Origin of the sequence: Burkholderia sp. L27(2015), assembly GCF_009765705.1 — a bacterium.
GTDB lineage: Bacteria > Pseudomonadota > Gammaproteobacteria > Burkholderiales > Burkholderiaceae > LMUX01.
Genome location: NZ_LMUX01000017.1, coordinates 1 through 22,040, shown reverse-complemented (window position 1 = coordinate 22,040; position 22,040 = coordinate 1). Strand labels below are relative to the sequence as shown.

The 22,040-nt window shown below is 60.1% G+C and carries 21 protein-coding genes; 6 read left to right on the top strand and 15 right to left on the bottom strand.

The window, feature by feature from the left end:
* Positions 1 to 122 precede the first annotated feature (122 nt).
* Both GSQ77_RS13645 and GSQ77_RS13640 read right to left on the bottom strand, forming a co-directional pair.
* Positions 123 to 1,784 carry an acyl-CoA synthetase gene (locus GSQ77_RS13645; RefSeq protein WP_301951162.1) on the bottom strand — a complete coding sequence of 554 codons (1,662 nt, stop codon included), beginning with the start codon at positions 1,782 to 1,784 and terminating at the stop codon, positions 123 to 125.
* Complete coding sequence (locus GSQ77_RS13640; protein ID WP_174246452.1) at positions 1,753 to 2,934, bottom strand: acetyl-CoA acetyltransferase; 1,182 nt, start codon at positions 2,932 to 2,934, stop codon at positions 1,753 to 1,755. Before GSQ77_RS13640 ends, GSQ77_RS13645 begins: the two co-directional genes overlap by 32 nt.
* A 548-nt stretch (positions 2,935 to 3,482) precedes the next feature.
* Here GSQ77_RS13640 and GSQ77_RS13635 point away from each other — a divergent pair.
* The 3 genes from GSQ77_RS13635 (at position 3,483) to GSQ77_RS13625 (ending at position 7,395) form a co-directional block, all read left to right on the top strand.
* Positions 3,483 to 4,556 (top strand): TRAP transporter substrate-binding protein, encoded by a 1,074-nt coding sequence (locus GSQ77_RS13635; protein WP_158903088.1) that lies wholly within the window; start codon positions 3,483 to 3,485, stop codon positions 4,554 to 4,556.
* Positions 4,557 to 4,636: 80 nt separating this feature from the next.
* Positions 4,637 to 6,445, top strand: a complete 1,809-nt coding sequence (locus tag GSQ77_RS13630) for a TRAP transporter large permease subunit (RefSeq protein ID WP_254067662.1) — start codon at positions 4,637 to 4,639, stop codon at positions 6,443 to 6,445.
* A 137-nt stretch (positions 6,446 to 6,582) separates the two neighbouring features.
* A complete protein-coding gene (locus tag GSQ77_RS13625) occupies positions 6,583 to 7,395 on the top strand; it encodes an SDR family NAD(P)-dependent oxidoreductase (RefSeq protein WP_158903084.1) in 813 nt (270 codons plus the stop codon).
* 5 nt (positions 7,396 to 7,400) lie between these two features.
* Here the strand turns inward: GSQ77_RS13625 and GSQ77_RS13620 are convergent, their stop codons facing one another.
* Positions 7,401 to 8,324 (bottom strand): transcriptional regulator GcvA, encoded by a 924-nt coding sequence (locus GSQ77_RS13620; RefSeq protein ID WP_158903082.1) that lies wholly within the window; start codon positions 8,322 to 8,324, stop codon positions 7,401 to 7,403.
* Positions 8,325 to 8,422: 98 nt separating this feature from the next.
* On the opposite strand from GSQ77_RS13620, the gene GSQ77_RS13615 reads away from it, so the two are divergent.
* On the top strand, positions 8,423 to 8,743 hold the full coding sequence (locus GSQ77_RS13615; protein WP_158903080.1) for a DUF2917 domain-containing protein: 321 nt from the start codon (positions 8,423 to 8,425) through the stop codon (positions 8,741 to 8,743).
* 91 nt (positions 8,744 to 8,834) lie between these two features.
* On the opposite strand, the gene GSQ77_RS13610 is transcribed toward GSQ77_RS13615, so the two are convergent.
* The 6 genes from GSQ77_RS13610 to GSQ77_RS13585 form a co-directional block, all read right to left on the bottom strand.
* Positions 8,835 to 10,202: a sigma-54 dependent transcriptional regulator gene (locus GSQ77_RS13610; protein ID WP_158903078.1), complete on the bottom strand. Its 1,368-nt coding sequence runs from the start codon at positions 10,200 to 10,202 to the stop codon at positions 8,835 to 8,837.
* Between the two features lie 61 nt (positions 10,203 to 10,263).
* On the bottom strand, positions 10,264 to 10,635 hold the full coding sequence (locus GSQ77_RS13605) for a YqjD family protein (RefSeq protein WP_158903076.1): 372 nt from the start codon (positions 10,633 to 10,635) through the stop codon (positions 10,264 to 10,266).
* Positions 10,636 to 10,646: 11 nt separating this feature from the next.
* Positions 10,647 to 11,360: a hypothetical protein gene (locus GSQ77_RS13600; RefSeq protein WP_158903074.1), complete on the bottom strand. Its 714-nt coding sequence runs from the start codon at positions 11,358 to 11,360 to the stop codon at positions 10,647 to 10,649.
* Positions 11,357 to 11,725, bottom strand: coding sequence for a phage holin family protein (locus tag GSQ77_RS13595; protein ID WP_158903072.1), 369 nt, complete (start codon positions 11,723 to 11,725; stop codon positions 11,357 to 11,359). Before GSQ77_RS13595 ends, GSQ77_RS13600 begins: the two co-directional genes overlap by 4 nt.
* Before the next feature lie 150 nt (positions 11,726 to 11,875).
* On the bottom strand, positions 11,876 to 12,076 hold the full coding sequence (locus tag GSQ77_RS13590) for a CsbD family protein (RefSeq protein ID WP_158903070.1): 201 nt from the start codon (positions 12,074 to 12,076) through the stop codon (positions 11,876 to 11,878).
* A 230-nt stretch (positions 12,077 to 12,306) separates the two neighbouring features.
* A complete protein-coding gene (locus GSQ77_RS13585) occupies positions 12,307 to 13,581 on the bottom strand; it encodes an MFS transporter (RefSeq protein WP_158903068.1) in 1,275 nt (424 codons plus the stop codon).
* A 150-nt stretch (positions 13,582 to 13,731) separates the two neighbouring features.
* Between GSQ77_RS13585 and GSQ77_RS13580 the strand changes: the two genes are divergently transcribed.
* On the top strand, positions 13,732 to 14,634 hold the full coding sequence (locus tag GSQ77_RS13580; RefSeq protein WP_158903066.1) for a LysR family transcriptional regulator: 903 nt from the start codon (positions 13,732 to 13,734) through the stop codon (positions 14,632 to 14,634).
* A 52-nt stretch (positions 14,635 to 14,686) separates the two neighbouring features.
* On the opposite strand, the gene GSQ77_RS13575 is transcribed toward GSQ77_RS13580, so the two are convergent.
* From GSQ77_RS13575 to GSQ77_RS13555, 5 genes are all read right to left on the bottom strand, one after another.
* Complete coding sequence (locus GSQ77_RS13575) at positions 14,687 to 15,583, bottom strand: glutamate/aspartate ABC transporter substrate-binding protein (RefSeq protein WP_158903064.1); 897 nt, start codon at positions 15,581 to 15,583, stop codon at positions 14,687 to 14,689.
* A gap of 59 nt (positions 15,584 to 15,642) precedes the next feature.
* The gene (locus GSQ77_RS13570; RefSeq protein ID WP_158903062.1) at positions 15,643 to 16,893 is read right to left on the bottom strand and encodes a D-amino acid dehydrogenase; all 1,251 of its coding nucleotides are present in this window, start codon (positions 16,891 to 16,893) and stop codon (positions 15,643 to 15,645) included.
* A 170-nt stretch (positions 16,894 to 17,063) separates the two neighbouring features.
* Entirely contained in the window at positions 17,064 to 17,984 is a 921-nt protein-coding gene (locus tag GSQ77_RS13565; protein ID WP_158903060.1) for a LysR substrate-binding domain-containing protein, read from the bottom strand.
* Positions 17,985 to 18,223: 239 nt separating this feature from the next.
* Positions 18,224 to 18,667, bottom strand: a complete 444-nt coding sequence (locus tag GSQ77_RS13560) for a hypothetical protein (protein ID WP_158903058.1) — start codon at positions 18,665 to 18,667, stop codon at positions 18,224 to 18,226.
* A gap of 25 nt (positions 18,668 to 18,692) precedes the next feature.
* Positions 18,693 to 18,941 carry a hypothetical protein gene (locus tag GSQ77_RS13555; protein WP_158903056.1) on the bottom strand — a complete coding sequence of 83 codons (249 nt, stop codon included), beginning with the start codon at positions 18,939 to 18,941 and terminating at the stop codon, positions 18,693 to 18,695.
* 653 nt (positions 18,942 to 19,594) lie between these two features.
* Between GSQ77_RS13555 and GSQ77_RS13550 the strand changes: the two genes are divergently transcribed.
* Entirely contained in the window at positions 19,595 to 21,352 is a 1,758-nt protein-coding gene (locus GSQ77_RS13550) for a winged helix-turn-helix domain-containing protein (protein WP_158903054.1), read from the top strand.
* A gap of 37 nt (positions 21,353 to 21,389) precedes the next feature.
* Here the strand turns inward: GSQ77_RS13550 and GSQ77_RS13545 are convergent.
* Positions 21,390 to 22,040 (bottom strand): catalase (locus tag GSQ77_RS13545; RefSeq protein ID WP_158903052.1); only part of this gene is annotated, 651 nt, incomplete at its 5' end.

Sequence of the window (22,040 nt, the reverse complement as noted above, 5' to 3'; positions counted from 1 at the left end):
AGCGAGCGGGAGGCGTTCCGTCGTAAGCTGGGGCGCTCCATTTCAAGCCAGGGCCTGCGATCTCACGCCGAAGCGCTCCATTTTTAGCCAGCGCGACGCACCTCAGAATCCGACGCTAACGATCAAACCGTTTGCTCCTGCTCCAACATCGCGCGTATGGTTTTCTTCACGATCTTCCCGTAGCCGGACTTGGGCAGCGAATCCCAGAACAGGAATTGCCGGGGCCATTTGTATTTGGCGATGCACGGCTCGATATGCGCCAGCAGCGCTTGCGCATCCACGCTTTGCCCCGGCTTGCAGACCACCACGGCCACACCGCTCTCACCCCATTTCGCATCCGGCATGCCCAGCACCGCCACTTCATGAACGGCCGGGTGTTTCAACAAAGCCTCTTCGATTTCCCGCGGATAGACATTGGAGCCGCCCGAAATATACATATCGGAGGCCCGCCCGGTGATATACAGAAAACCCTCCTCATCGAGATGCCCCAGGTCGCCCGTATGAAACCAGCCATGTTTGAAACTCTTCTGGTTCGCTTCGGGATTGTTGTAATACCCGATAAAAACGGCCGGTCCTCGCACGCAGATCTCGCCGGTCGCAAACGGTTTCTGGCACTGCCCATCGGCGTCGAGAATGGCGATTTCCATGCCGGTGCGCGCATAGCCGCAGGTGCCCACGCGAGCGTTGGGCGCGTTATCGTCGGCGGTATGCAGCCATGCCGGCAGCACCGTGATATTGCCGGTCACCTCGCCCAGTCCGTAATACTGCACCAGCACCTGGCCCAGCTTCTTGAGCGCATGACATTGGTCGGCGCGGTACATCGGTGCGCCTGCGTAGATGACGAAACGCAGCGAGCTGTGATCATAGCGATCGACCGCGGGATCCTCGGTGAGCATCTTGACGATGGTAGGCACCGTGAACATGTTGTCGACGCGGTGCCGCTCCACCAATTGCCAGACCTCTTGTGGATCCAGCTTGTCCGAGAGTGGCAAAATCGTGGCCGCGCCGCGCGCCGCATTGATCACCGCATGAATGCCGGCACCGTGCGACAACGGCGCGACCGCGAGCGAACGCGAGCGATACGTCAGGCCCGGCATCAGATCGGCCAGATGGTTATTGATCACGAACGCGAACTGGCCATGCGTGAGCATGCCGGCCTTCGGATGGCCCGTCGTGCCTGAGGTATAAAAAAACCAGATGGGATCGTCTCGATCGACCGCGGCCGCATCAAAAACCGTCGCCGGCCCCGTCGCCAGCGCTTCAAAATCGAGTTCGCCGTCGCGCGGTGCCGTCATGGCCACGACGTGTTCGAGCAGACCCCCGGCCTGCACCGCATCGACATAGGCGGCGTAGCCGGTGTCGTAAATCATCACTTTTGCGCCGCTCGACTCTCCGAGATAGGCAACTTCAGTCGGCGTCATGCGCACATTGGTCGGCACCCACACTGCACCGAGCTTGAATGCTACCCAGGCGCTCTCGAACATCGGCAGGTTATTGCGCGAATGCACGAGGATCTTGTCGCCGTGACCGATGCCGCGTTCGCGCAAGGCGTGCGCGAGCGCGTCGACACGGGTATTGATCGCGCGCCAGGTGTGCACGGTGTCGCCGATGATCAAACCCGGTTCGTCGGGATGCCGGCGCGCGACCTCGGTAAGCAGATTGCCGAGGTTCATGACTTGGGTCAGCATGGCTATGTCTCTTCTACGTTTTCTGTAATCGTTACGGTCGGAACGGCATCGGGCGTCGCGCCGCCTAACGCAGCGCTTCCAGAATGCTGACGTAATTGCTTACCGCCGCGCCACCCATGTTGAAGACGCCGCCCAATTGCGCTTTAGGCAGTTGCATCGTGCCGGCCTGCCCCGAAAGTTGCATGGCCGCCATCACGTGCATCGAAACACCGGTAGCGCCGATCGGATGACCCTTGCTTTTCAAGCCGCCCGACGGGTTGATCGGCAGCGCGCCATCGCGGGCGCTGACACCGTCCAGTATCACGCGTGCGCCCTGTCCGCGATCGGCCAAGCCCATCGCTTCGTATTCGATCAATTCGGCAATCGTGAAGCAATCGTGCGTTTCGACAAACGACAGGTCGTGCAATTTCAAGTTCGCTTGCGCGAGCGCCTTTGCCCACGCGCGCGTGCCGCCTTCAAACGCAATCGGATCGCGCTTGGACAGCGGCAAATAATCGCTGACCTGCGCGGTGGCGCGAAAGCGGATGGCCTGCGGTGCGCTGCGCGCGAGATCCTCGGTGGTGATAACCAGCGCGGCCGCGCCGTCCGACACCAACGAGCAGTCGGTGCGCTTGAGCGGGCCGGCCACGAATGGATTTTTCTCCGAAGGCGTGCGGCAGAAATCGAAGCCGAAATCGCGCTGCATATGGGCGTACGGGTTGCTCACGCCGTTCTTGTGATTCTTCGCGGCGATCGCGGCAAGCGCGTCGGACTGATCGCCATAGCGTTCGAAATAAGCCTTGGCGATTTCACCGAATACGCCGGCGAAGCCACCGGGTATGCCCGCTTCTTCTTTCGCGTACGAACACTTGAGCAGGATGTCGCCCACTTCCGCAGTGGGCAGGCCCGTCATCTTTTCGACGCCAATCACCAACGCGCGTTGGGTGCGGCCGGAGCGAATCGCGTCGAGTGCCGAATAGATCGCGGCGGACCCGGTCGCGCACGCGTTCTCGCAGCGCACCGTCGAAGCGAAGCGCAGTTCCGGTATCGAGTTGAACACCAGTGTCGAAGGAAAATCCTGATAGACGAATCCGCCGTTGAACATGCCGACATGGACCGAATCGATTTCGCAGGGATCTACGCCCGCATGTTCTAGCGCTGCGCGCGCGACCTGGCCAATCAGCTCCTCGGGTTCAATATTGTCCAGTTTGCCGAATTTCGTGTGGCTCCAGCCGGTTATGCAGGGTTCAGACATTGCGTACTCCATCGTGAGGTATGCAGGGGTATGAGCAAGAGCAGTGCCAGCCGCGGCCGCCGTCACCGGATCGGCCAGGTCTGCCGGACCTGCAAGTCGTGCAACACCACGGCACATCGACGCTACAGGCGTGCTGCCTAAGTTGCCGCTCGCTCGATTCGAAATTCGATCATAGGGCAAAAGACGCGAACTGGACACACTGACCCTACGTACATGTGTCGCATAACACTAGACACCTGTTCATCGGGCTTGTTGGTCATGCGACACATGTGAAGCTGCGCGCGCTGTGTCGCACCGCAGCAAAGCGCGCGCATTCGCCACGTCGGCGTCGCGTTGCAGCACTTCGCATGCACGCAAACCCTCGCACGCGCTGGCTGCACGCGCCGAGCAGGGAAAACCCCCAAGGCCAAATCACGCACTTTGGCATTCAACTTGCTCATCGAAAGTGCTGTCACGACACATGACGACACAGCGCGGCAAACGACAGCAAACCATAACGACGAGGCGCACGTCCTCATGCATGTCCTTGCGCATGCATCCATAAAAATCAGGAGATCACGATGGGCTTTAGCCAAAACAGTCGCAACGACACCCCCCGAGCCACCAGCGCCGCCAGCGCCAGTTCACTGTCGCGCCGCACGTTTCTAAAAACGGCAGGGGTTGCTGGTGTTTGCGCGACAGGGCTGATAAGCCTGAATGCCCGCGCCGCGGAATTTACGCTGAAATACGCGAACAACCTGCCGGTCACTCATCCGATGAATGTGCGCGCCCACGAAATGGCCACGCGCATCGCCACCGAATCGAAGGGCCGTGTCGATTTCCAGGTCTATCCGAACAACCAGCTCGGCAGCGACACCGACATGCTGTCGCAGATCCGCTCGGGGGCGATCGACTATTTCACGTTGTCGCCGTTGATACTCGGCACGCTGGTGCCGGCCGCGCAAATCAGCGGCCTGGGCTTTGCGTTCAAAAATTACGACCAGGTGTGGGCTGCCATGGATGGCGAGCTGGGTGCGCATGTCCGCAACGAGATCGCAAAAACCACGGTCTTCGCCTTCGAAAAAATCTGGGACAACGGTTATCGCCAAACCACCACGAGCGCCAAGCCCATCCTCAAACCCGAGGATTTGAAGGGCTTGAAACTGCGGGTGCCTACCAGCCCCTTGTGGACCTCGATGTTCAAGGCCTTCGGTGCGTCGCCCGCCAGCATCAATTTCGCCGAAGTGTATTCCGCCCTGCAAACCCATATCGTCGAAGGTCAGGAGAACCCGCTCGCGATTATCGCCACGGCCAAGCTCTACGAAGTCCAGAAATACTGTGCGCTGACCAACCACATGTGGGACGGCTTCTGGTTCCTCGCCAACAAGCAGTCGTTCGCGCGCCTGCCGGCCGACCTGCAACAGATCGTGCGCAGCGCGGTCAATGACGCCGGTGTCCAGGAACGCGCCGACGTGCTCAAGCTCAACAACTCGCTGATGAGCGATCTCAAGTCGCATGGCATGCAGTTCAACGAGATCGACTACGCAGCGTTTCGCCAGCAGCTCACGGCGGCCGGCTTTTACACCGAATGGCATAAAAAATTCGGCGACGAGTCGTGGGCTTTGCTGGAGAAATACACCGGGAAGCTAGCCTAATGTCTGTGCTCAGTACCGATACCCCCATACCGCGCGCCATCGCTGGCGCGACGGCACTGGACACCGTGGTGCAGTGGCTGATGAAAGCGGTCGGTGCGGTGGCGGCAGCGCTACTGGTCGCCGAGACACTGATCCTGCTGGCCGGTGTGATTTCGCGCTATGTCTTCGATAACCCGTTGACTTGGTCCGACGAGCTCGCCTCCGTGCTCTTCAGTTGGCTGGCGATGTTGGGTGCGGTACTGGCGTTGCATCGTGGTGAGCATATGCGCCTGACCGCGCTGGTCAATCGCTTGCCGCAGCGCTGGCGCGTCTGGTTGGAAACGCTAGGCGCGCTGGTGGTCTGCGTGTTCGTCGCGCTAGTGATCGTGCCGGCGGCCCAGCATACGATCGAGCAGATGGATATCACCACGCCGGCGCTGCAGATTCCCGATGGCTTGCGCGTGGCTGCGCTGCCGGTCGGCGCGGTGCTGATGTTGATCGCAGCGCTAGCCCGGATGGCAAGCCATTCGAGCCGCGCGCAGTTGACCGGTGGCGTGGCGATCGTCGCCGTGCTCGCCGCCCTGCTCTGGCTGACACGGCCCGAACTGCTCGCGATCGGCAATTTCAATTTGATCGTGTTTTTCGTAGTGCTGGTTGGCGCATGCGTGGCGGGCGGCATACCGATCGCCTTCGCGTTCGGCACGGCCACGCTCTCGTATATCGCGCTGATGACGCAGGCGCCGTTGGGCATCGTCGTGAGCCGGATGGACGAAGGCATGTCCAATATGATCCTGCTTGCGGTGCCGCTATTCGTGCTGCTCGGTGCGCTGATCGAACTGAGTGGACTGGCACGTACGTTGATCGATTTCATGGCGTCGCTGCTCGGCCATGTGCGAGGCGGTCTGCAGTATGTGCTGCTGGGCGCGATGTTCCTGGTGTCCGGTATTTCCGGTTCGAAGGCGGCCGATATGGCGGCGGTCGCGCCCGCGCTCTTTCCGGAGATGCAAAAACGTGGCTCCAAACCCGAGGAACTGGTTGCGCTGCTGGCGTCCACCGGTGCGATGACCGAGACGATACCGCCAAGCCTGGTGCTCATCACCATAGGCGCGGTATGTAGTGTGTCGATTTCCGCGTTGTTCATCGGAGGCTTGCTGCCGGCGGTGATCGCCACGCTGGCCATCGCTTTTGTCTGCTGGCGGCGTGCGCGGCAACAGCCGTCCATCGACGCCAAGCGTGCCCCGCTCAAGACCATCGCACGCACGTTTGTCGCGGCCTTACCGGCGCTGGCCTTGCCGATGCTGATACGTGCCGCGGTGATCGACGGCGCGGCCACCGCCACCGAGGTGTCGACCTTGGGCGTGGCTTACACGGTCGTGGTCGCTTTGATCATGCATCTATGCGGGCGCCGCATCGACCTCAAGCGCGTCTACCCGATGCTGGTCGACGCCGCCACCTTATCGGGCGCAATCCTGCTGATCATCGGCCTGGCAACCGCGATGGCCTGGGCGCTCACCCAGTCTGGTTTTTCCGCTACGTTGGTCGGCGCAATGCAGCACATACCGGGGGGTGCCCAGGGCTTCTTGCTGATCACGATCGTGACCTTCGCGATCCTGGGCAGCGTACTCGAAGGCATACCGGCAATCGTGCTGTTCGGCCCTTTGCTGTTCCCTGTCGCTCGGGCGCTAGGCATCAACGACGTGCATTACGCGATGGTGGTGATACTCGCGATGGGCATGGGACTGTTCGCGCCGCCAATGGGCGTCGGGTTTTACGCTGCCTGCGCCATCGGCAAGGTATCGCCCGATCGGGTCGTCGCCCGGGTCTGGAGCTATATGGCGGCACTTGCGATCGCGCTGTTGATCATCGCGTTCGTGCCATGGCTCTCGACGGGCTTCCTGCCGCTGTCTTAACTCAGTGACTTAACTCAGTGACTTAACTCAGTGACTTAACCCAGTGTCTTGATACCGTCATCTCGATTTACCGAAACCGCGAGCTGGCCGATACTATGAATTAAGGCCAACTCATCAAAACTATAACGGAGACCAGCATGAACACCGATACCAATCAAAAGACCGTTGCGGCACGCTCGCGCGAATTTTCCCGCGAATTCCCCCGTGTTGCCGTCGTCACCGGCGGTGCGACGGGCATCGGTGCGGCCATCGTCGCGCAGCTCGCGGCCCAGGGCGATCGGGTCGTTATCGGCGACATCAATTTGCAAGCCGCGGGTGAACTGGCCGAGCGGCTCAAAGCGCAAGACCGGGACGTCTCGGTGCTGGAGCTCGATATCGGCAAGCCGCAGGCCATCGCAACGGCGTTCGAGACGGTGGCCCAGCGTTTCGGTCACTGCGACATCCTCGTGAACAATGCCGGCATTGCCAAGACCTACCCATTCCTAGACTATCCGCTCGATCACTGGCAGCGCGTCATGGACGTCAACGTGACGGGCACTCTGCTTTGCAGCCAACACGCCGCACGCATGATGCACCGCGACGGCTGGGGCCGCATCGTCAACCTGGCATCGGTAGCGGGTTTGCGCGCCAGCGCCGGACGCACGGCCTATGGCACGTCGAAGGCCGCCGTGGTGGGACTGACGCGCCAAATGGCAATCGAGCTGGCGCCGTTCGGCATCACCGTCAATGCCATCGCGCCGGGGCCCATCGAGACGCCGCTCACGCGGGAGCTGCATTCCGATATAGCGCGAGCCAACTATATCAAGGTGGTGCCGGCGGGCCGCTACGGCTCGACCGATGAAATTGCTTCAGTGGTGCGATTCCTGTGTTCCGAAGAAGCCTCTTACATCAACGGTCATACGCTGCCAGTCGACGGCGGCTTCATGGCGACCGGGATCCTGGAGATCTGATCCGGCTATCGAAGCGCGGAAGCCACGCTACCGTACGACTGCTCGAAACGCGCCACTTCCGCCTCCAGCCACTGCCGAAATAAAGTCACGCGCGGCAGATCGGCGGTGGCGGGCAAACACACCATGAAATAACTGATGGCACTGGGCGCTTCGATACCGAAGAGTTTGACGAGGCGCCCGCTCGCCACATGATCGATCGCAAGCGTACGCCGCACGAGTCCAATGCCGCCCCCGTCAAGGACTGCCTGCAGCAGCATCGACGAATCCTCATACATCACACCACGCCTGGGCTCCGGCGCATCGGGCAAACCCGCCAGCACGAACCAGTCGTGCCACAACTCGTGCTCCGACCGCAGCAACTGTGCCTTGAGCAATTCGGCCGGCTTGCGTGGAAGCTTGCTCTCGTTATAGGTCGGTGCGCAGGCCACGAAATACGTTTCAGCCATCAGTGCGCGTGCATCCAGGCCAGGATAGTCTCCGCTGCCAAATCGAATCGCCACATCCACTTCGTCGCGCCGCAAATCGACCAGCACGCTCGTCGTCTTGAGATCGAGGTCGATTTCCGGATGGAGTTCGATAAAACGCCCTATGCGCGGCATAAGCCAACGCGCGCCAAACGACGGCAAGGTGCTCACGATCAAGCGTCGCGATCGGTCGCCAGACCGAACTTCTTGAGTGGCCTGAGCGATATCGAACATCGCCACGCGTACCTGGCTGGCATAGGTCCGTCCGATCTCGGTCAAACGCACGCGCTTGCCGTCACGCACGAACAGGCCTATGCCGAGCTCGTCCTCGAGTGCACGAATCCGGTGGCTGACTGCACCATGCGTCACGAACAATTCTTGCGCCGCCCCTGAAAAGCTCTCCAGCCGGGCCGCCGCCTCAAACGCGCGCAAGGCATTCAGATTAGGTAATTTGGAAAGATCCATTGTTAGATTATTTCACAAATACTTGAGAAATGATCGTTTTGATGGCGCGGCAGCAACGCCTACGATATCTCATGTAAGCGGCAATCTAGGAGATCGTCATGCAAGAATTTATTTCAAATACGAAGATGCAGATCAACCCGGTGGTCACGACCGTTCTACAGGTGGGTTGCAGCCACACGATGTGGGTCGAGAAAGGACGCATATGGCTCACGCGCAGCGGCGACGCGCACGACTACTGGCTCAGTGCTGGGGAGTCGCTTGAGCTCAAGCGCGGCGAACGGTTGTGGGTGAGCGTGGAACGCGAACTGCCCGCACGCGTCTCGTTCGTACGCCGGACCGGTTGCGAGGAACGTTTGATCCGGTGGATAGCGACGGGCTTACGCCGCATGGTGCCGAGGTTGGGCCCGCTGAGCGTTTGATCGACGGACCTGCTCATGCATCGGCCTCATGCATCCGCACCACGCACCGGCTTCATGCGTGGGCTTCATGCACAGGCCTCATGCATCGCCCTTACACATTGGCCTCAAACTGTTTCAGCTTGTTGTAAAGGGTTTTCGGGCTGATCCCTAGCATCTGGGCGGCTTTGCTGCGCACGCCACTGGTCGACTTCATCGCCGCCTCGATCAACTGCCGTTCCGCATCTGCCAGCTGGGTCCCGACCTTGACCACCACGGCGGTGCCATTCGCCGAGGCAATCGAGGCAGACCCGCGAGCCGCCCCGTTCACATCGAACTCGAAATTTTCTATCATGCTGTCCGCCACGATGAAGCTGCGCTCCAACTGGCTGCGCAGTTCGCGCACGTTGCCGGGCCACGTATGCTCCAGCAGCGCTGGATAACAAGACGGCGATAGGTATTTGTTCTGGTGTCCGGCTTGATTGAGCTGATCGAGGAAATAGGTGGCCAGCAGGACGACATCGTCGCCGCGCTCGCGCAAGGGCGGCAACGTCAGCGGAAATGCGTTAAAACGATGGAACAGATCGGGGTACACGGTATTTGCGCGCACCGCCTGCTCAGGCTCATCGTGCGTCGCCGAAATCAACCTGAAATCCGCGTCGATCGAGATTTTGCTGCCCAGTCGCGCGAAGCGGCGCGTCTCAAGAATATGCAGCAATTTGACTTGTTGCTCGGGCGGCATCGCGGTGATTTCGTCAAGAAACAGCGTGCCGCCGCGCGCCTGTTCGAACACGCCGACGTGCGTCACGGTGGCGCCGGTAAAGGCGTCACGTTCATGCCCGAACAAGGTGCTTTCAATCAGGCCGGGCGAGATCGCCCCACAGTTCAGGCCGACAAATGGTCCTTTGCGGCGAGCGCTCAACTGATGCAGCGTGCGAGCCGTGAGTTCCTTGCCCGTACCGCTCTCGCCGAAAATCATGATGTCCGCCTCGATCGGCGCAATCTTGGCTATCGCGCCGTAGAGGCGCTGCATGACGGGCGAGCGACCTATCATGTCGCCAAAGCGGCCCATCTCGCGTAACGTGGTGCGCAGGGCCTCCACTTCGCTATACAAATCGGCCGGGCGCGGCACCCGTCCAAGCAAATTGCGCAGTCGACCTATATCGATCGGTTTGGCGAGGTAGTCCCATACACCCAAGCGCAGACTCGCCACGGCGCCCTCTGCCGTCGCGTTGCCGGTCATGACCACGGTAGGCACCATTTTTCCCGGCACGAGTTGCGGGAGTTCCGGTAATAGATCCAGCCCGATGCCATCGGGCAGATTCACATCGACCAGCACGATGTCCGGCACGCAACGAGCCAACACGCCTCGCGCGCTTGCCAGATCGTGTGCCGTGTCGACGGTGAAGCCGTCTGCCTGCGCGATGCGAGATAACCCGCGCAGGCTGTCGAGATCGTCTTCGATGATGAGGGCATGAGGCATAAAGGTGCTTCTAATCTAAAGTTGCCGCGAACTCCGTTTATCCCGTCGGCCGCGTGCGGGGTTAGCGTGCGGCGATGATGCCGAGCAGGAAGGCGATACCCGCCACGGCGCCTACGGTTTCCCATGGACGCTGATGGATATGGTCTTCGGTGGCCGACACCGCGGAATCAATACGGGCGCGCACGCTATTGCTTGCGTCGTCCAAGGTCGCACGCGCTTGTGAAAGTTGCTCGCGTAGACGAGCGCGCAAGGCCTCGATATCCGTGTCGGTCCCGACGCGCAACGAATCGTCGAGTTCATCGATCAGTGCGCGAACTTGGCCGCTGGCATCAGCGGCTGCGCCACGCATGGAGTGCAAGGTGCGACGACCCGCATGCTTTGCGTCGTCGATGTTGCCATCAATCTGACGGCCGGTCTTTTCAAAAATACCCATGATCAAACTCCTTAATGTGGATTGCGCTTCGAATCCGTTGCGGCCGCAAAGCGAGCTGTGTCAGCTCGTCGGCGCCCATGTGCTTCATCCGGTACTCCACCCGATACTTCAGATACTGCATGTGGCGAGCCCGCTGCACCCAGTCTCATACTCGATCGGGGATTCAATTTCCGCTCGGCAGATTCGCCCGTATCGGCGATCGAGCGATCATGCTGGTCGAGCAACATCCTCACCCCGCGTGCTAGCAATAGCGGCCCAAGGTTGCGCAGCACCGCGAACACTGCGTTGCGCGGCCCCAGTACCAGCAGGCCCAACACGGCTGCGCTTACGCTTAGCGCGTGATCGCTGATGAACTGGCGCGGGCTTGTGGCCGACGACTCGTATTCGACCTCGCTCGATGGCATGGCGCCGGGATTCACGGCGTTCTGCAAACGCGCCCACGTTCCCGGCGAATTGCCGGCATAGCGCGAATCTTCGCGCGCCAGATTAAGACGGAGCCGCGCGCGGTCAGCCGCCATCTTTGCAAGCAAGGCGTCTCGCCTCACAGCGGCGTTCGCTGGCGTAATCGCTTCATGGGTCGAATCAGCGGTCGCAGCCGCTGTGTCGGCAGCGGCATCGTAAGTGCGGGTCGAGATGAGATCTGAGGCCAGACTCGGGGCGAGACCCGGCGTGAGATTCTGGGCAAAACCCGACGTGCGACCCGGAGACGTTCGTATCGTGCTCATGCCTCCCCCTTCACCGCGCGAAGATCGCGCCGAATTGCATCGCCGAATTCATCGAACGAAGCCGACACATTGTGCAGCGAATAAGTGAACCACCCGGACAGCAAGGCCAGCACGAACCATCCGCCCGCCAAGCCCCACGCAACCGGAATCCGATTCGGCGTGTTCCAGAACGTAACCAGCAGCGCAACCGAGACGAAACCCAAACAGAGCGCCGCGCACATGCCTAGCAGCACGCAGCCCACCATCGCGCGCACCAGCGATTGCTTGAACAACACGAGTTCCAGTTGAAACAGCTCGGCGTAATCGCCAACCCGTTCGCCTGAGAACCACATGAGGTGTTTGATAGTCCGGAAAATCTTGAACATGACGGATCCCTGAACCAGCCCGCCAGCCCGCGCGGCATCAAAAGCAGCGCCGGCTGCTTGAGAAAAGCCGCGGTTCGGGCGGGACGTCTACATGTCTAGCGCCCCGCTGCAACACCCCGCGTCGCCCAAGCCCGCCGATCGCTTGCCGATTTACTTGTGCTTGTCAAAAAACGCGCTAGCGCTTTTTTCCGCTTCTTCTTTGCTCTGGCCGTATTTTTCTTGCAAAAGACCCGCCAGGCGTTCGGAATGACCTTCAACGCGAACCAGTTCGTCATCCGTGAGCTTGCCCCAGCTTTCCTTGGCTTTGCCGATGACTTGTTTCCACTTGCCAGCGAGAATGTCTTGATTCATGGCGTATTGCTCCTGTTCTGACGTAATGCCGGAGTTGGCATTACCTAATGGAGCAGGAGCCGTGCCAGCGTGAAAAATCGAACGCACAATATTGATTTAAAAGGCTTTTCTAATTTTTATGCTGTGTGTACGAAATGCGAAAGCTACCGTGTCGGTCACGATTACCGGAAAAAACTACGAAAAAGGGGGCGGTTGGAACGAGCGCCACGACGGCTCGTTCCCCTGCACATTCAGGCCGCAGCGCGCACTTTGATGCGGCTAGTAAGCGCCAAAGCGACGCCAAGCAGCACAGCCACCATGATGGTCACACCCAGCCAACTATCAGCGCTCCAGAAATGGCCACCGAGCGACCCCAGCAAACTCGAGCCGAGGTAGTACGCGAGCAAATACAGCGACGAAGCCAGCCCTTTGCTGCGCGGCGCCAACTGGCCTACCCAGCCGCTCGCGACCGAATGGGCCGCGAAGAAACCAAAGGTCAGCAAGACGATGCCCGCAATCACAAGCACCAGCGGCTGCGCAAGCATCAGCGCCAGCCCCCCCGCCATCAGCATTACCGCGGCCTTGAGGATCAAGCCTCGTCCATAGCGGTCGGCCAGCCGTCCGCACCATGCGGAGGCAACCATGCCGACCATGTACACGACGAAGATCGCGCCAATCTCGGTCTGATTCAATTGATAGGGAGGTAGCAACAACCTGAAGCCGATGTAATTGTAGATGGCGACAAAGCCACCCATCAGCAGAAACGCCAAGGCAAACAGCGACGGCAAGCCCGGCTGCCTCAGCAATAGTCCCAAGGTTCGCAGCGGATCGGCGAGGCCCTGGCTGCGCACGGGCTTGAAGCGGCGCGATGGCGGCAGCAACAGCACGAACGCCAGTGCTGCGAGCAAGCCCAGTACGCCTATCGTGCCCACCGCCCAGCGCCACGAAAAATAATCCGCCAGCACGCCGGTGATAATGCGGCCCGCCATTCCACCGAAGGCCGTTCCACTCACGTACAGACCCATCGCCAGACCCAACCCCTTGGGATGCACCTCCTCGGAGATATACGCCATCGCCACTGCCGGCAAACCGCCCAGGGCGATGCCTTCGAGCGCGCGTACCAACAGGAGGCTGTGCCAATTCGGCATCGTCGCGGCCGCTATGTTGAGCAGCGCGGAAGCCATTAACGAGGCGGTCATCAGCGATTTTCGATTGAGGCTGTCAGACATCAGCCCAGCGATAAAAATCGACACGGCCAAGAGACCGGTGGTCAACGACAACGACAAACTGCTAACCGCAGGGCTAACCGAAAAAACGGTGGCCAGTTCCGGCAACAAGGGCTGCACGCAATACATCAGGGAGAAAGTCGCGAATCCGGCCAACAGCATCGCGGCGGACGTGTGGCGATACGCGGCGGTGCCAGGATTCAAATACGCGTCGATATCCGCGCGCGGCACGGCTTCGATTGGCGCGACCGACGGCAATACTGTGCCGTGTTGCGTAGCGCGCGCTTTACTTCCGGACATGATGGCCTTGCTCCTTCATTGATGTTCAACTCGGCGAAGTGAATTCCGTGTCGTCACATTCGATGACGTCCACCTTCCAAGATTACGTAAAATCCGCTTATATATCCAATATATAATAGTGGCATTCTTCATATTCAAAACAGATCGCCGATGGAACTGCGTCACCTGCGCTATTTTGTTGCCGTCGCCGAAGAGCAGCACTTTACGCGGGCGGCGGCGCGCCTAGGCATTGGGCAGCCGCCTCTTAGCCAGCAAATCCAGCAGCTCGAACGCGAGTTGGGCGCGCCGCTTTTCAAACGGCTTGCGCGCGGCATACAGTTGACTGAAGTGGGCGAAGTGTTTCTGGTCGATGCACGCGCTACGCTGGCTGCCGCGGCGCGTGCCAGCGACAATGCGCGCCGCGCCGCGCGCGGTGAACTCGGCGCGCTGCAAATCGGCTTTACCGTGTCCGCTTCGTTCCATCCGTTCGTGCCCAGGGTCATCCTGAAGTTTCGCGAAACCCACCCCGGCGTCACGCTCACCTTGCGAGAAGGCAATTCGGTCGCGCTACTGGAGTCAATACGCGACAACCGGCTGGATCTGGCGATCGTGCGGCCCATGTCCAAGCAGTACGACACGCTTGAAACCGAGGGCCTCTTCGACGAACCGATGCTGATCGTCATGTCGACCAGCCATCGTTTGAGTGCAAGCCCGCGGCTCACGCTCGCCGATATCGCACAGGAAGATTTTGTGTTGTACGCGCGGCAGACGGGCCCCGGCGTGTTCGACGCGATCGTCGCCGCATGTGCCCAGGTGGGCTTCAGCCCCAACGTGACGCAGGAAGCGCCGCAGTTGGCCTCGACGATACATTTGGTTGCAGCAGGCCTGGGCATTTCCATCGTGCCGGCGGCGATGCGCTCGTTGCACGCCGAGGGTGTGCGCTACATCCCGATCGATGGCATTGCGCCGCGGGTTACGCTGAGCCTGGCGTACCGCCGCTTTGAATCCAGCCCTTCGGTACAGCAATTCCTGGCGGCTTTGCGGGAGGCCGCGCTGGAAACGCGGCCTGCTTGAGTGTCGACGGGGCCGACCTGCAAGCCCCGCTGCTCTGCTTTACAAGCGCACCTTAGTCCAGCGCTTTGTCGTTCGGATGCGCAAACAACTCTTTCATCTCCGGGCTCAACGGATAGTTCATGTTGATTCCCTTGGGCGGAATCGGTGACATAAACCATTTGTTGTAGAGCGCGATACCGGCCGGCGATGTTTCCAGCTTCACGATCACCTTGTCGATGAATTGCTTGAACTGAGGATCGTCCTTGCGCAGCATGCAGGCGTAGTTCTCAGACACAGGCGGCGTGCCGAGCACCACGTAATCGTCGGGATCCGATACCTTGGCGCGCTCGCCGTACAGCAACGGCTCATCCATCACGAACGCCACCGCACGGCCGGTTGTCACGTTCAGGAACGACTCGGGGTGATCCTTGCCGCTGACGATCGTCATGTTCATCTGCTTGTCTTGATTCATCTTGCGCAGCATGCGTTCGTCCGAGGTGCCCGCAGTGGTCGCCACCGTCTTGCCGGCGAGATCGCCGAAATCCTTGATGCCGGAGTCCTTGCGGGTAATAAAGCGGATACCGTACAGGAAGATGCTGTCGGAGAAGCCGGCCTGGTTCTCGCGTTCAAACGTATTGGTGGTCGAACCACACTCCAGATCGATGGTGCCGTTCTGGATCAGCGGAATCCGGTTTTGCGACGTCACCGGCGTCTGCTTGACCTTCAGATCGGGGATATTGAGCTGCGTTTTCAAAGCCGCTACGATCAGCATCCCGATGTCTTGCGAATAGCCGATCGTCTGCTGGTTATTGTCGTAGTACGAGAACGGAACCGACGCCTCGCGTACACCGAGTGAAATCACCCCCGTATCCTTGATTTTTTTCAGGGTGCCGGTGAGTTCTTCACCGTGCGCACTGGCTGCGGTCAGTGCTATCGCCATACTGGCCGCGAATACCTTCAAAACGCCCATGAACAGCTCCTATTTACAGTAGTTGGAACAACCTCTTGCTTCATCGGTACGCCGACCATTCAGCGACCCAATTCAAATGCCTTGGCGTCCAGCCGTGACGCACGCCCGGCCACCAGATCGGCGAGGGTTTGCGCACTGCCGCACGCCAGCGTAAAACCCAGCGCACCCTGCCCCGTGTTGAGCCACAAGTTGCGATACGGCGTCGCACCTATCAGTGGCTTGCTGTCGGGCGTGGCCGGTCGCATGCCGCACCACTCGCGCGCAGCGTCGAAATCGGCCGCGCGCTCGAACATGGCCCGGCCGTGCCGGCGCAGCAATGCGAGGCGCGCCGGATCGGGCGTTTTGCTCATGCCGATCAAGTCGACCATGCCAGCCACCCGCAACTGGTCCGCGAGCGGCGCGTACACCACCTTGTGATCGATGTCCGTAATGCTCACGCGCGGCGCGTACTCAGGCTCGCGCACCGCTGCGGTGAGACTGTAACCTTTCAGCGGATACAGCGGCAAAGTAATGCCCAGCGGCGCAAGCATGGCCGCGCTGCCCACGCCCAGGCACGTTACGAAGGCATCCGCCTCAATGTCTCCTGCCGAAGTGTGCACGGCAACGATGCGCTTATCCATTCGGCGCAACCCGATAAGCTCTATCCCTAAACGCAGCTCGACACCATGCTTGGCCACGGCCAGCGCCGCCACGCCTTCGGTAAATTTGCGGCAATCTCCCACATCCTCGCCCGGGGTATGAATACCGCCCGCCAATTCCTTGTGCAGATGCGCGAGCGCCGGTTCGAGCGCGACGCAACCCGCCGCATCGAGCGCCGTCTGCGCGCATCCAAGCTGGGCTTGATACACCATCTGACGCTGCGCTGCGGCAAACCCCGCCGGATTGCGATACACCACGAGCTTGCCGTTGGCAACGTGATCGAATCGCAACCCCTCAGTTGCGATCAGCTCATGCAACAAGCTGCGGCTGAGGAAACTCAGTGACAGCAATTGCGCGGTCGCGGCCCGGCTAGCCGCGCTCGTGCACGCACGCAGAAAAGCCAGACACCAGCGCCATTGCTGAATATCGAGCTGAGGTACGAAACGTAGCGCCGAATCGCGACTCAATAGCCAGGCCGGCAACTTGGGCAACACAGCGGGATCGGCCAGCGGCGCGACGTAGCTATAGCTGAGCTGGGCGCCGTTGGCGAAGCTTGCCTCCTGCGCCACGCGATCGTGCCGCTCCAGCAGCGTAACCTGATGCCCCTCGCGCGCAAGGTAGTAGGCGGTGGTCACGCCCACCACCCCACCGCCCAAAATGCAGATTCTCATAATGTCCTGATCGCGCTACGCGCATCCGTGCACGTCCTGCCAAAGCCGGAAAACCGGATAGAGCACTCCGGTGCTGAGCGCATGGTAGCGAGGCAAAAAAAAACATGTATGCGAATTTAGTCGTAATGTATGCGAAATCGGCATAGCCTGCGTGCCGCTCTTGCAAAGCCCTATTTGGCATGCTTGGCGCACAAGAACTGCCATAGGCGTTCGAGCATGGGATCCTGATTGAGCACGTCGCGGTAGAGCCGGATCTCGAGATCGAGCGACCATTTCTTACCGCCCGCCGGCACCAGCAAGCCGCGCTCGAGTTCGTCGACGGCTGCACTGTGCGGCAACCAGGCCAGCCCATCGCCTTGCAAGGCCATGTATTTCAACAATTCGGACATATCGGCTTCGTAGCAGGGATGCAAATAGGGTTGAGAACCCGAGGCGCCTTGCGCGCGCGTAAGCACCAATTGCATGCAACGGCCGAAGAAGGAGGCAGGGTTGTAAGCCAGCAAAGGCAGCGCATGCGCTTTGCTGCCTGGCAGTCGAAACGCCGGTGCGCCCCGCGGTCCCGGTTTGCACAAGGGCATCAGGGTGTCCTGGCCGACCGTCACGTACGTGTAACGTTGTGCATCGAGCTGCACTGGCAGTGCGGCGTGGTGATAGGCCAGCATCAATTCGCAGCCGCCGTTGACCAGCGTGAGCACGGCGTCGTGCACGTTGCTGGCAATGATGCGCACGCTCAATTCCCCGTAGCTGCTGCGCAAGCCATGCAACCACGGCGGCAGAAAATTCAGCGAGAGCGTGTGGCCGGCGGCGATCTGCAACGCCATGCCAGGCAAGCGCTGCTGCTTGCGGATCACGGCGCGCGTATCGAACAACTGACGCAGGATTTCCTCGGCGTTTTCCTTGAATAATTTGCCCGCCGGTGTGAGCGTGGCCGGGTAGCCGCTGCGATCGACAAGCGCTGCGCCTACCCATTGTTCCAGCGAACGAATCCGTCGGCTCAGACCGGACTGCGTGACATTGCGCAGCTCCGCGGCTCGCGAGAAGCTTTGCGCTTGCGCCAGGGCGAGAAAATCTTCCATCCATTTTATTTCCACACGACTCTCCGCAACGGCGCACCGCGGGTGTTGGCGGGCGCCTGATTTCGGAATGTAGCGTGCGCGAGTCTTCCCGGCTAGCACCGCCTTCGATAACTGTGACTTTTTTAGCGCTTGGGGGTAATCGGGCGTAGCGTCAGGCGACGCAGCCGGGTGTTGGAATACCTTGGCGGGTTGGAATGACCTGGCTGGCTGAACTCCCTGAGCCGGCTAAATGGCGCCGACATCCGTCAGGCCGTCTAGCCGATAACCGACCTGCGCACCGCAGAGAGAACTCGGCGGCAGCCCCCATGAATCGCAAGAAAGGCCGCCGCCTTGGTGACAAGTTCGCCCGCCGAGAGAACAAAGGCCAGCGGAAATTTTTCGAACTCCATCGGCAAGGCCGGGGCAATCGCCCACACGCTGAGTCCGCAAATAAAAAGAAACGGGTAGCGCCCCCACGCGCTGCCCATCACAGTGAGAATCGCCGCGAGCAGGAAGATCAATTTGGAAACCAGTACCGCAAAAATCTGGCCTTCCGTGCTGCCGGCGAGCAATTCCCATGGCAGTTCCAGCCACACCCAGATGGTCGCGATATAAACCGATAGGCGCGCCGCACGCGACATCTCGCGTGGCGCTCGCACGGTCTTCGCGGAGCCGGGGTTTTGCTCGGGGTCGAGCTCGACCACAATGCCGTTCGACATGACATCCGTTGGACAAGAAGCCCGCCTAAGCACGCTGCAATCCAACCAACGCACTATCCATGATCTGCGCGGCGCGCAACGCGGAATCAAACGACTGATCGGACGAGATATTGCGGCCATCGAGCGTGACCACCCAATAGCGGTCTTTCCATTGACACCTCAGACGCCGTTCCTCCATAGCATCCGCATACCAACGCCACATACGCGCATCTGCACTGTTCGCTTGTGCGGCGGCAATCAATCGTGCTGTATCAAGAGCGTTTTTCTCGTACATTTTTGCACCATGGGAAAAGGAGTGGACTGAGATCGGTTGGAGTCGGTGGACGCCGGCGCAGAGTGTGTCCGCACCACGTTCTTGTTCAAATAAAACATATCCAGATCAACCGGATGCGGTACACAAAAGCACAGAGGCAATCACACCAGAAACGTGAAGGTGAATCTATTGCTCAATGGTATTGGTCGATGGGTTTGTTGAGCGGTATCGGGTGCTCGACGGCGAAGAACATCGTGGCTTAATTTCGATGGCTATCGCTAGCCACAAGTCGTTCGGCGCAAATCGCCAGCCACAGATCGAAAGCGCCTCGACTAGACTTATCGTAGGACTGGGATGGCTACGGGTGTTAGTAAAAACTTGTTAATTATTCTGTGTCGCATCGATTGCTTCGTTCAGCGAATATCACCGCGCGCGTCTGTCCCCATAGTTGTGCACGCCTCGCAATGTGGACGCTGCACGTCGATTTATATTGCGACGCTAGACACAGGCTTCGCGCCGCGCCAGAATCCGGTATGGTGTTCTCCGAAGTATCAGATGCTGAGTTGTTAAAGCGCCTGCTTCAACTTCGGCACGAAACCGTCGGCTCCAAGTAACCTGTCCATACTGCGATTGCTCCATAGATCGCCCGGTTATGACCGTTAAGCGAGAGTCCCATGGCTGACCAGTTAAGCGAGCCCGGTGCCAGAACCCTGAGTTTCGATACCTTCGAACTCATTCCTGAACAGCGGCTATTGCTTGACGGCGGCAAGCCACTGCGCCTTGGCGGCCGGGCGTTCGAGATTCTTGTCGTGTTGATCGAGCACGCGGGCGAAACGGTCAGCAAGGAAGCGCTGATAGCCAGCGTCTGGCCCAAGACGGTTGTCGAGGAATCCAATCTCAGGGTGCACGTCGGCGCGCTGCGTAAAGCGCTGGGCCAAGGTCAGGCGGACAACCGTTACATCGAGAACGTGGCGGGCCGAGGTTACTCGTTCGTGGCGCCGCTCACACGTTCGCTCAAAGATGTCGCAAAAGACGCAACCCAAATCAAATTCGAGCATTTTGCCGGCGATACGACAAAACATAGTCATAAGCTGCCAACGCCACTGACGCGCATGATAGGGCGAGACGACACGCTCGAACTGCTCGAAACCATGCTCAGGTCGCATCGTTTTGTCACGTTGGTCGGGCCGGGCGGAATGGGTAAAACGACGGTCGCACTGGCGGTCGCCCACGCCGCTGCGGGCGCGTTCGAGCATGGCGCCCGTTTCGCCGATCTCGCTTCGATCAGCGATCCTGCACACCTTCCCAATGCACTCGCAACGAGCCTCGGCATAACGACTCACTCAGGCGATCGTGCGGCCGATTTGATTGATTTTCTGCAAGACAAACACATGCTGATCGTGCTCGATACCTGCGAGCACCTGATCGAGGCGATTGCGCTTTTGACGCAGGACATCTTGCAGGGCGCGCCGCAAATCCGCATCCTCGCCACCAGCCGCGAACCGCTCAGGGCGAAGGGTGAATGGGTCTATCGTCTGCCGCCGCTCGCGAGCAAGACATTGTCGGCGCGCCCCACTGCCGCCGCAGCACTCGGTTGCGCCTCGGTGCAACTCTTCTTTGAACGAGCCTGTGCCAGCCTCGATTCGTTTCATCTGACCGACGAAATCGCACCCGCCATTGCGCAACTGTGTCAAAAACTCGATGGTCTGCCGCTCGCGATCGAGCTGGCCGCCACCAGTGTGGAGCGCTTTGGCGTCCAGGATCTGCTGACCCATCTCGACGACAGGTTGCACCTTCTAAGCCGCGGTCTGCGTACTGCGCATCCGCGTCACCAGACTTTGCCCGCGATGCTCGAATGGAGCTACGAGACGCTTTCCGAGCTTGAGCGCACCGTCTTTCGCAGGCTGGCGGTATTCAAAGGCAGCTTTACCCTGCAAGCTAGCGGTGTGGTGGCTCGCGGCCCAACGCTGACGGCCGCGGACATCCATCAGGGCGTTGCCAGTTTGACCGAGAAATCGCTGCTCTGTGCCGACATCAGCCGCGACACCGTCTACTACCGCTTGTTGGATACGACGCGGGCCTACGCCTTCGACAAGCTGCGCGCGAGCGGCGAACATCATGCCATCCAGAAGCAGCACGCTGAGCATTGCCTGGCGTATCTTCAAGATTCGCAGCATGCATGGGATACCTTGCCTGGCCAGCGCCGCAGGGCGTCCCAGAAATGGCAGGAAGCGCCCGACGGATGGATCGACGATGTACGGACCGCTCTCGATTGGGCTTTTTGGAGCTCGGAAGAACCAGGCCTCGGTATGGCGCTCATGACTGCCGCCGCCCCGCTATGGTCTCTGCTCTCGCTAACAGACGAATACCACGTGCGGCTCGAGCTGGCATTAGCCAACCTCGCCACACGCGCGCAAGCCAGATCGGCATGAGCGCCGAACTGGCTTATCCACAATCCTCAAGAGCGCACTAGACGACCGCGTTTGGCGTCTTCTCGGGCGTCCCCGCCTTAAGTGCCTTCGCAACCCCGGCGCCGTAGGCAGGGTCGGCCTGCGTGCAGTGCTTAACGTGCAGATCCTGTATCGCCTTGGAAGCACCGCCAACCGAACGTGCCGTATTCTCGAACAAGACTTGCTGCTGCGCTGGCGTCATCAGCCGGAACAACGCTCCGGTTTGCGAGAAATAGTCGGTGTCGACGCGATGATTCCAATGGTCCGCAGCACCTTCGATCGATAACGGCGGTTCGGAAAAATCCGGTTGCTCCTGCCATTCGCCCTTGGTATTGGGCTCGTAACCGACGCGAGCGCCTGCGTTGGCGTCCACCCGCATCTGGCCATCGCGGTGATAGCTGGGGTACTTGGTCTTGGGCGAATTCACCGGAATTGCATGGTGGTTGACCCCGAGCCGATACCGTTGCGCATCGCCGTATGAAAACAAGCGCCCTTGCAGCATCTTGTCCGGCGAAAAGCTGATGCCCGGCACCACATTGGACGGCGCGAATGCCGCTTGCTCGACGTCGGCGAAATAGTTTTCCGGGTTGCGGTTCAGTTCGAAAAAACCGACCTCGATCAGCGGATAGTCCTTATGCGGCCACACCTTGGTCAGATCGAACGGATTGAG

What these genes read in the sequence shown, in the direction of transcription:
- GSQ77_RS13550 (WP_158903054.1), top strand. Translation starts at nt 19,595, where the DNA reads ATGGCTGACCAGTTAAGCGAGCCCGGTGCCAGAACCCTGAGTTTCGAT.
- GSQ77_RS13560 (WP_158903058.1), bottom strand. Translation starts at nt 18,667, where the DNA reads ATGTCGAACGGCATTGTGGTCGAGCTCGACCCCGAGCAAAACCCCGGC.
- GSQ77_RS13605 (WP_158903076.1), bottom strand. Translation starts at nt 10,635, where the DNA reads ATGGGTATTTTTGAAAAGACCGGCCGTCAGATTGATGGCAACATCGAC.
- GSQ77_RS13625 (WP_158903084.1), top strand. Translation starts at nt 6,583, where the DNA reads ATGAACACCGATACCAATCAAAAGACCGTTGCGGCACGCTCGCGCGAA.
- GSQ77_RS13585 (WP_158903068.1), bottom strand. Translation starts at nt 13,581, where the DNA reads ATGTCCGGAAGTAAAGCGCGCGCTACGCAACACGGCACAGTATTGCCG.
- GSQ77_RS13620 (WP_158903082.1), bottom strand. Translation starts at nt 8,324, where the DNA reads ATGGATCTTTCCAAATTACCTAATCTGAATGCCTTGCGCGCGTTTGAG.
- GSQ77_RS13615 (WP_158903080.1), top strand. Translation starts at nt 8,423, where the DNA reads ATGCAAGAATTTATTTCAAATACGAAGATGCAGATCAACCCGGTGGTC.
- GSQ77_RS13635 (WP_158903088.1), top strand. Translation starts at nt 3,483, where the DNA reads ATGGGCTTTAGCCAAAACAGTCGCAACGACACCCCCCGAGCCACCAGC.
- GSQ77_RS13595 (WP_158903072.1), bottom strand. Translation starts at nt 11,725, where the DNA reads ATGTTCAAGATTTTCCGGACTATCAAACACCTCATGTGGTTCTCAGGC.
- GSQ77_RS13555 (WP_158903056.1), bottom strand. Translation starts at nt 18,941, where the DNA reads ATGTACGAGAAAAACGCTCTTGATACAGCACGATTGATTGCCGCCGCA.
- GSQ77_RS13600 (WP_158903074.1), bottom strand. Translation starts at nt 11,360, where the DNA reads ATGAGCACGATACGAACGTCTCCGGGTCGCACGTCGGGTTTTGCCCAG.
- GSQ77_RS13640 (WP_174246452.1), bottom strand. Translation starts at nt 2,934, where the DNA reads ATGGAGTACGCAATGTCTGAACCCTGCATAACCGGCTGGAGCCACACG.
- GSQ77_RS13630 (WP_254067662.1), top strand. Translation starts at nt 4,637, where the DNA reads ATGAAAGCGGTCGGTGCGGTGGCGGCAGCGCTACTGGTCGCCGAGACA.
- GSQ77_RS13575 (WP_158903064.1), bottom strand. Translation starts at nt 15,583, where the DNA reads ATGGGCGTTTTGAAGGTATTCGCGGCCAGTATGGCGATAGCACTGACC.
- GSQ77_RS13590 (WP_158903070.1), bottom strand. Translation starts at nt 12,076, where the DNA reads ATGAATCAAGACATTCTCGCTGGCAAGTGGAAACAAGTCATCGGCAAA.
- GSQ77_RS13610 (WP_158903078.1), bottom strand. Translation starts at nt 10,202, where the DNA reads ATGCCTCATGCCCTCATCATCGAAGACGATCTCGACAGCCTGCGCGGG.
- GSQ77_RS13580 (WP_158903066.1), top strand. Translation starts at nt 13,732, where the DNA reads ATGGAACTGCGTCACCTGCGCTATTTTGTTGCCGTCGCCGAAGAGCAG.
- GSQ77_RS13570 (WP_158903062.1), bottom strand. Translation starts at nt 16,893, where the DNA reads ATGAGAATCTGCATTTTGGGCGGTGGGGTGGTGGGCGTGACCACCGCC.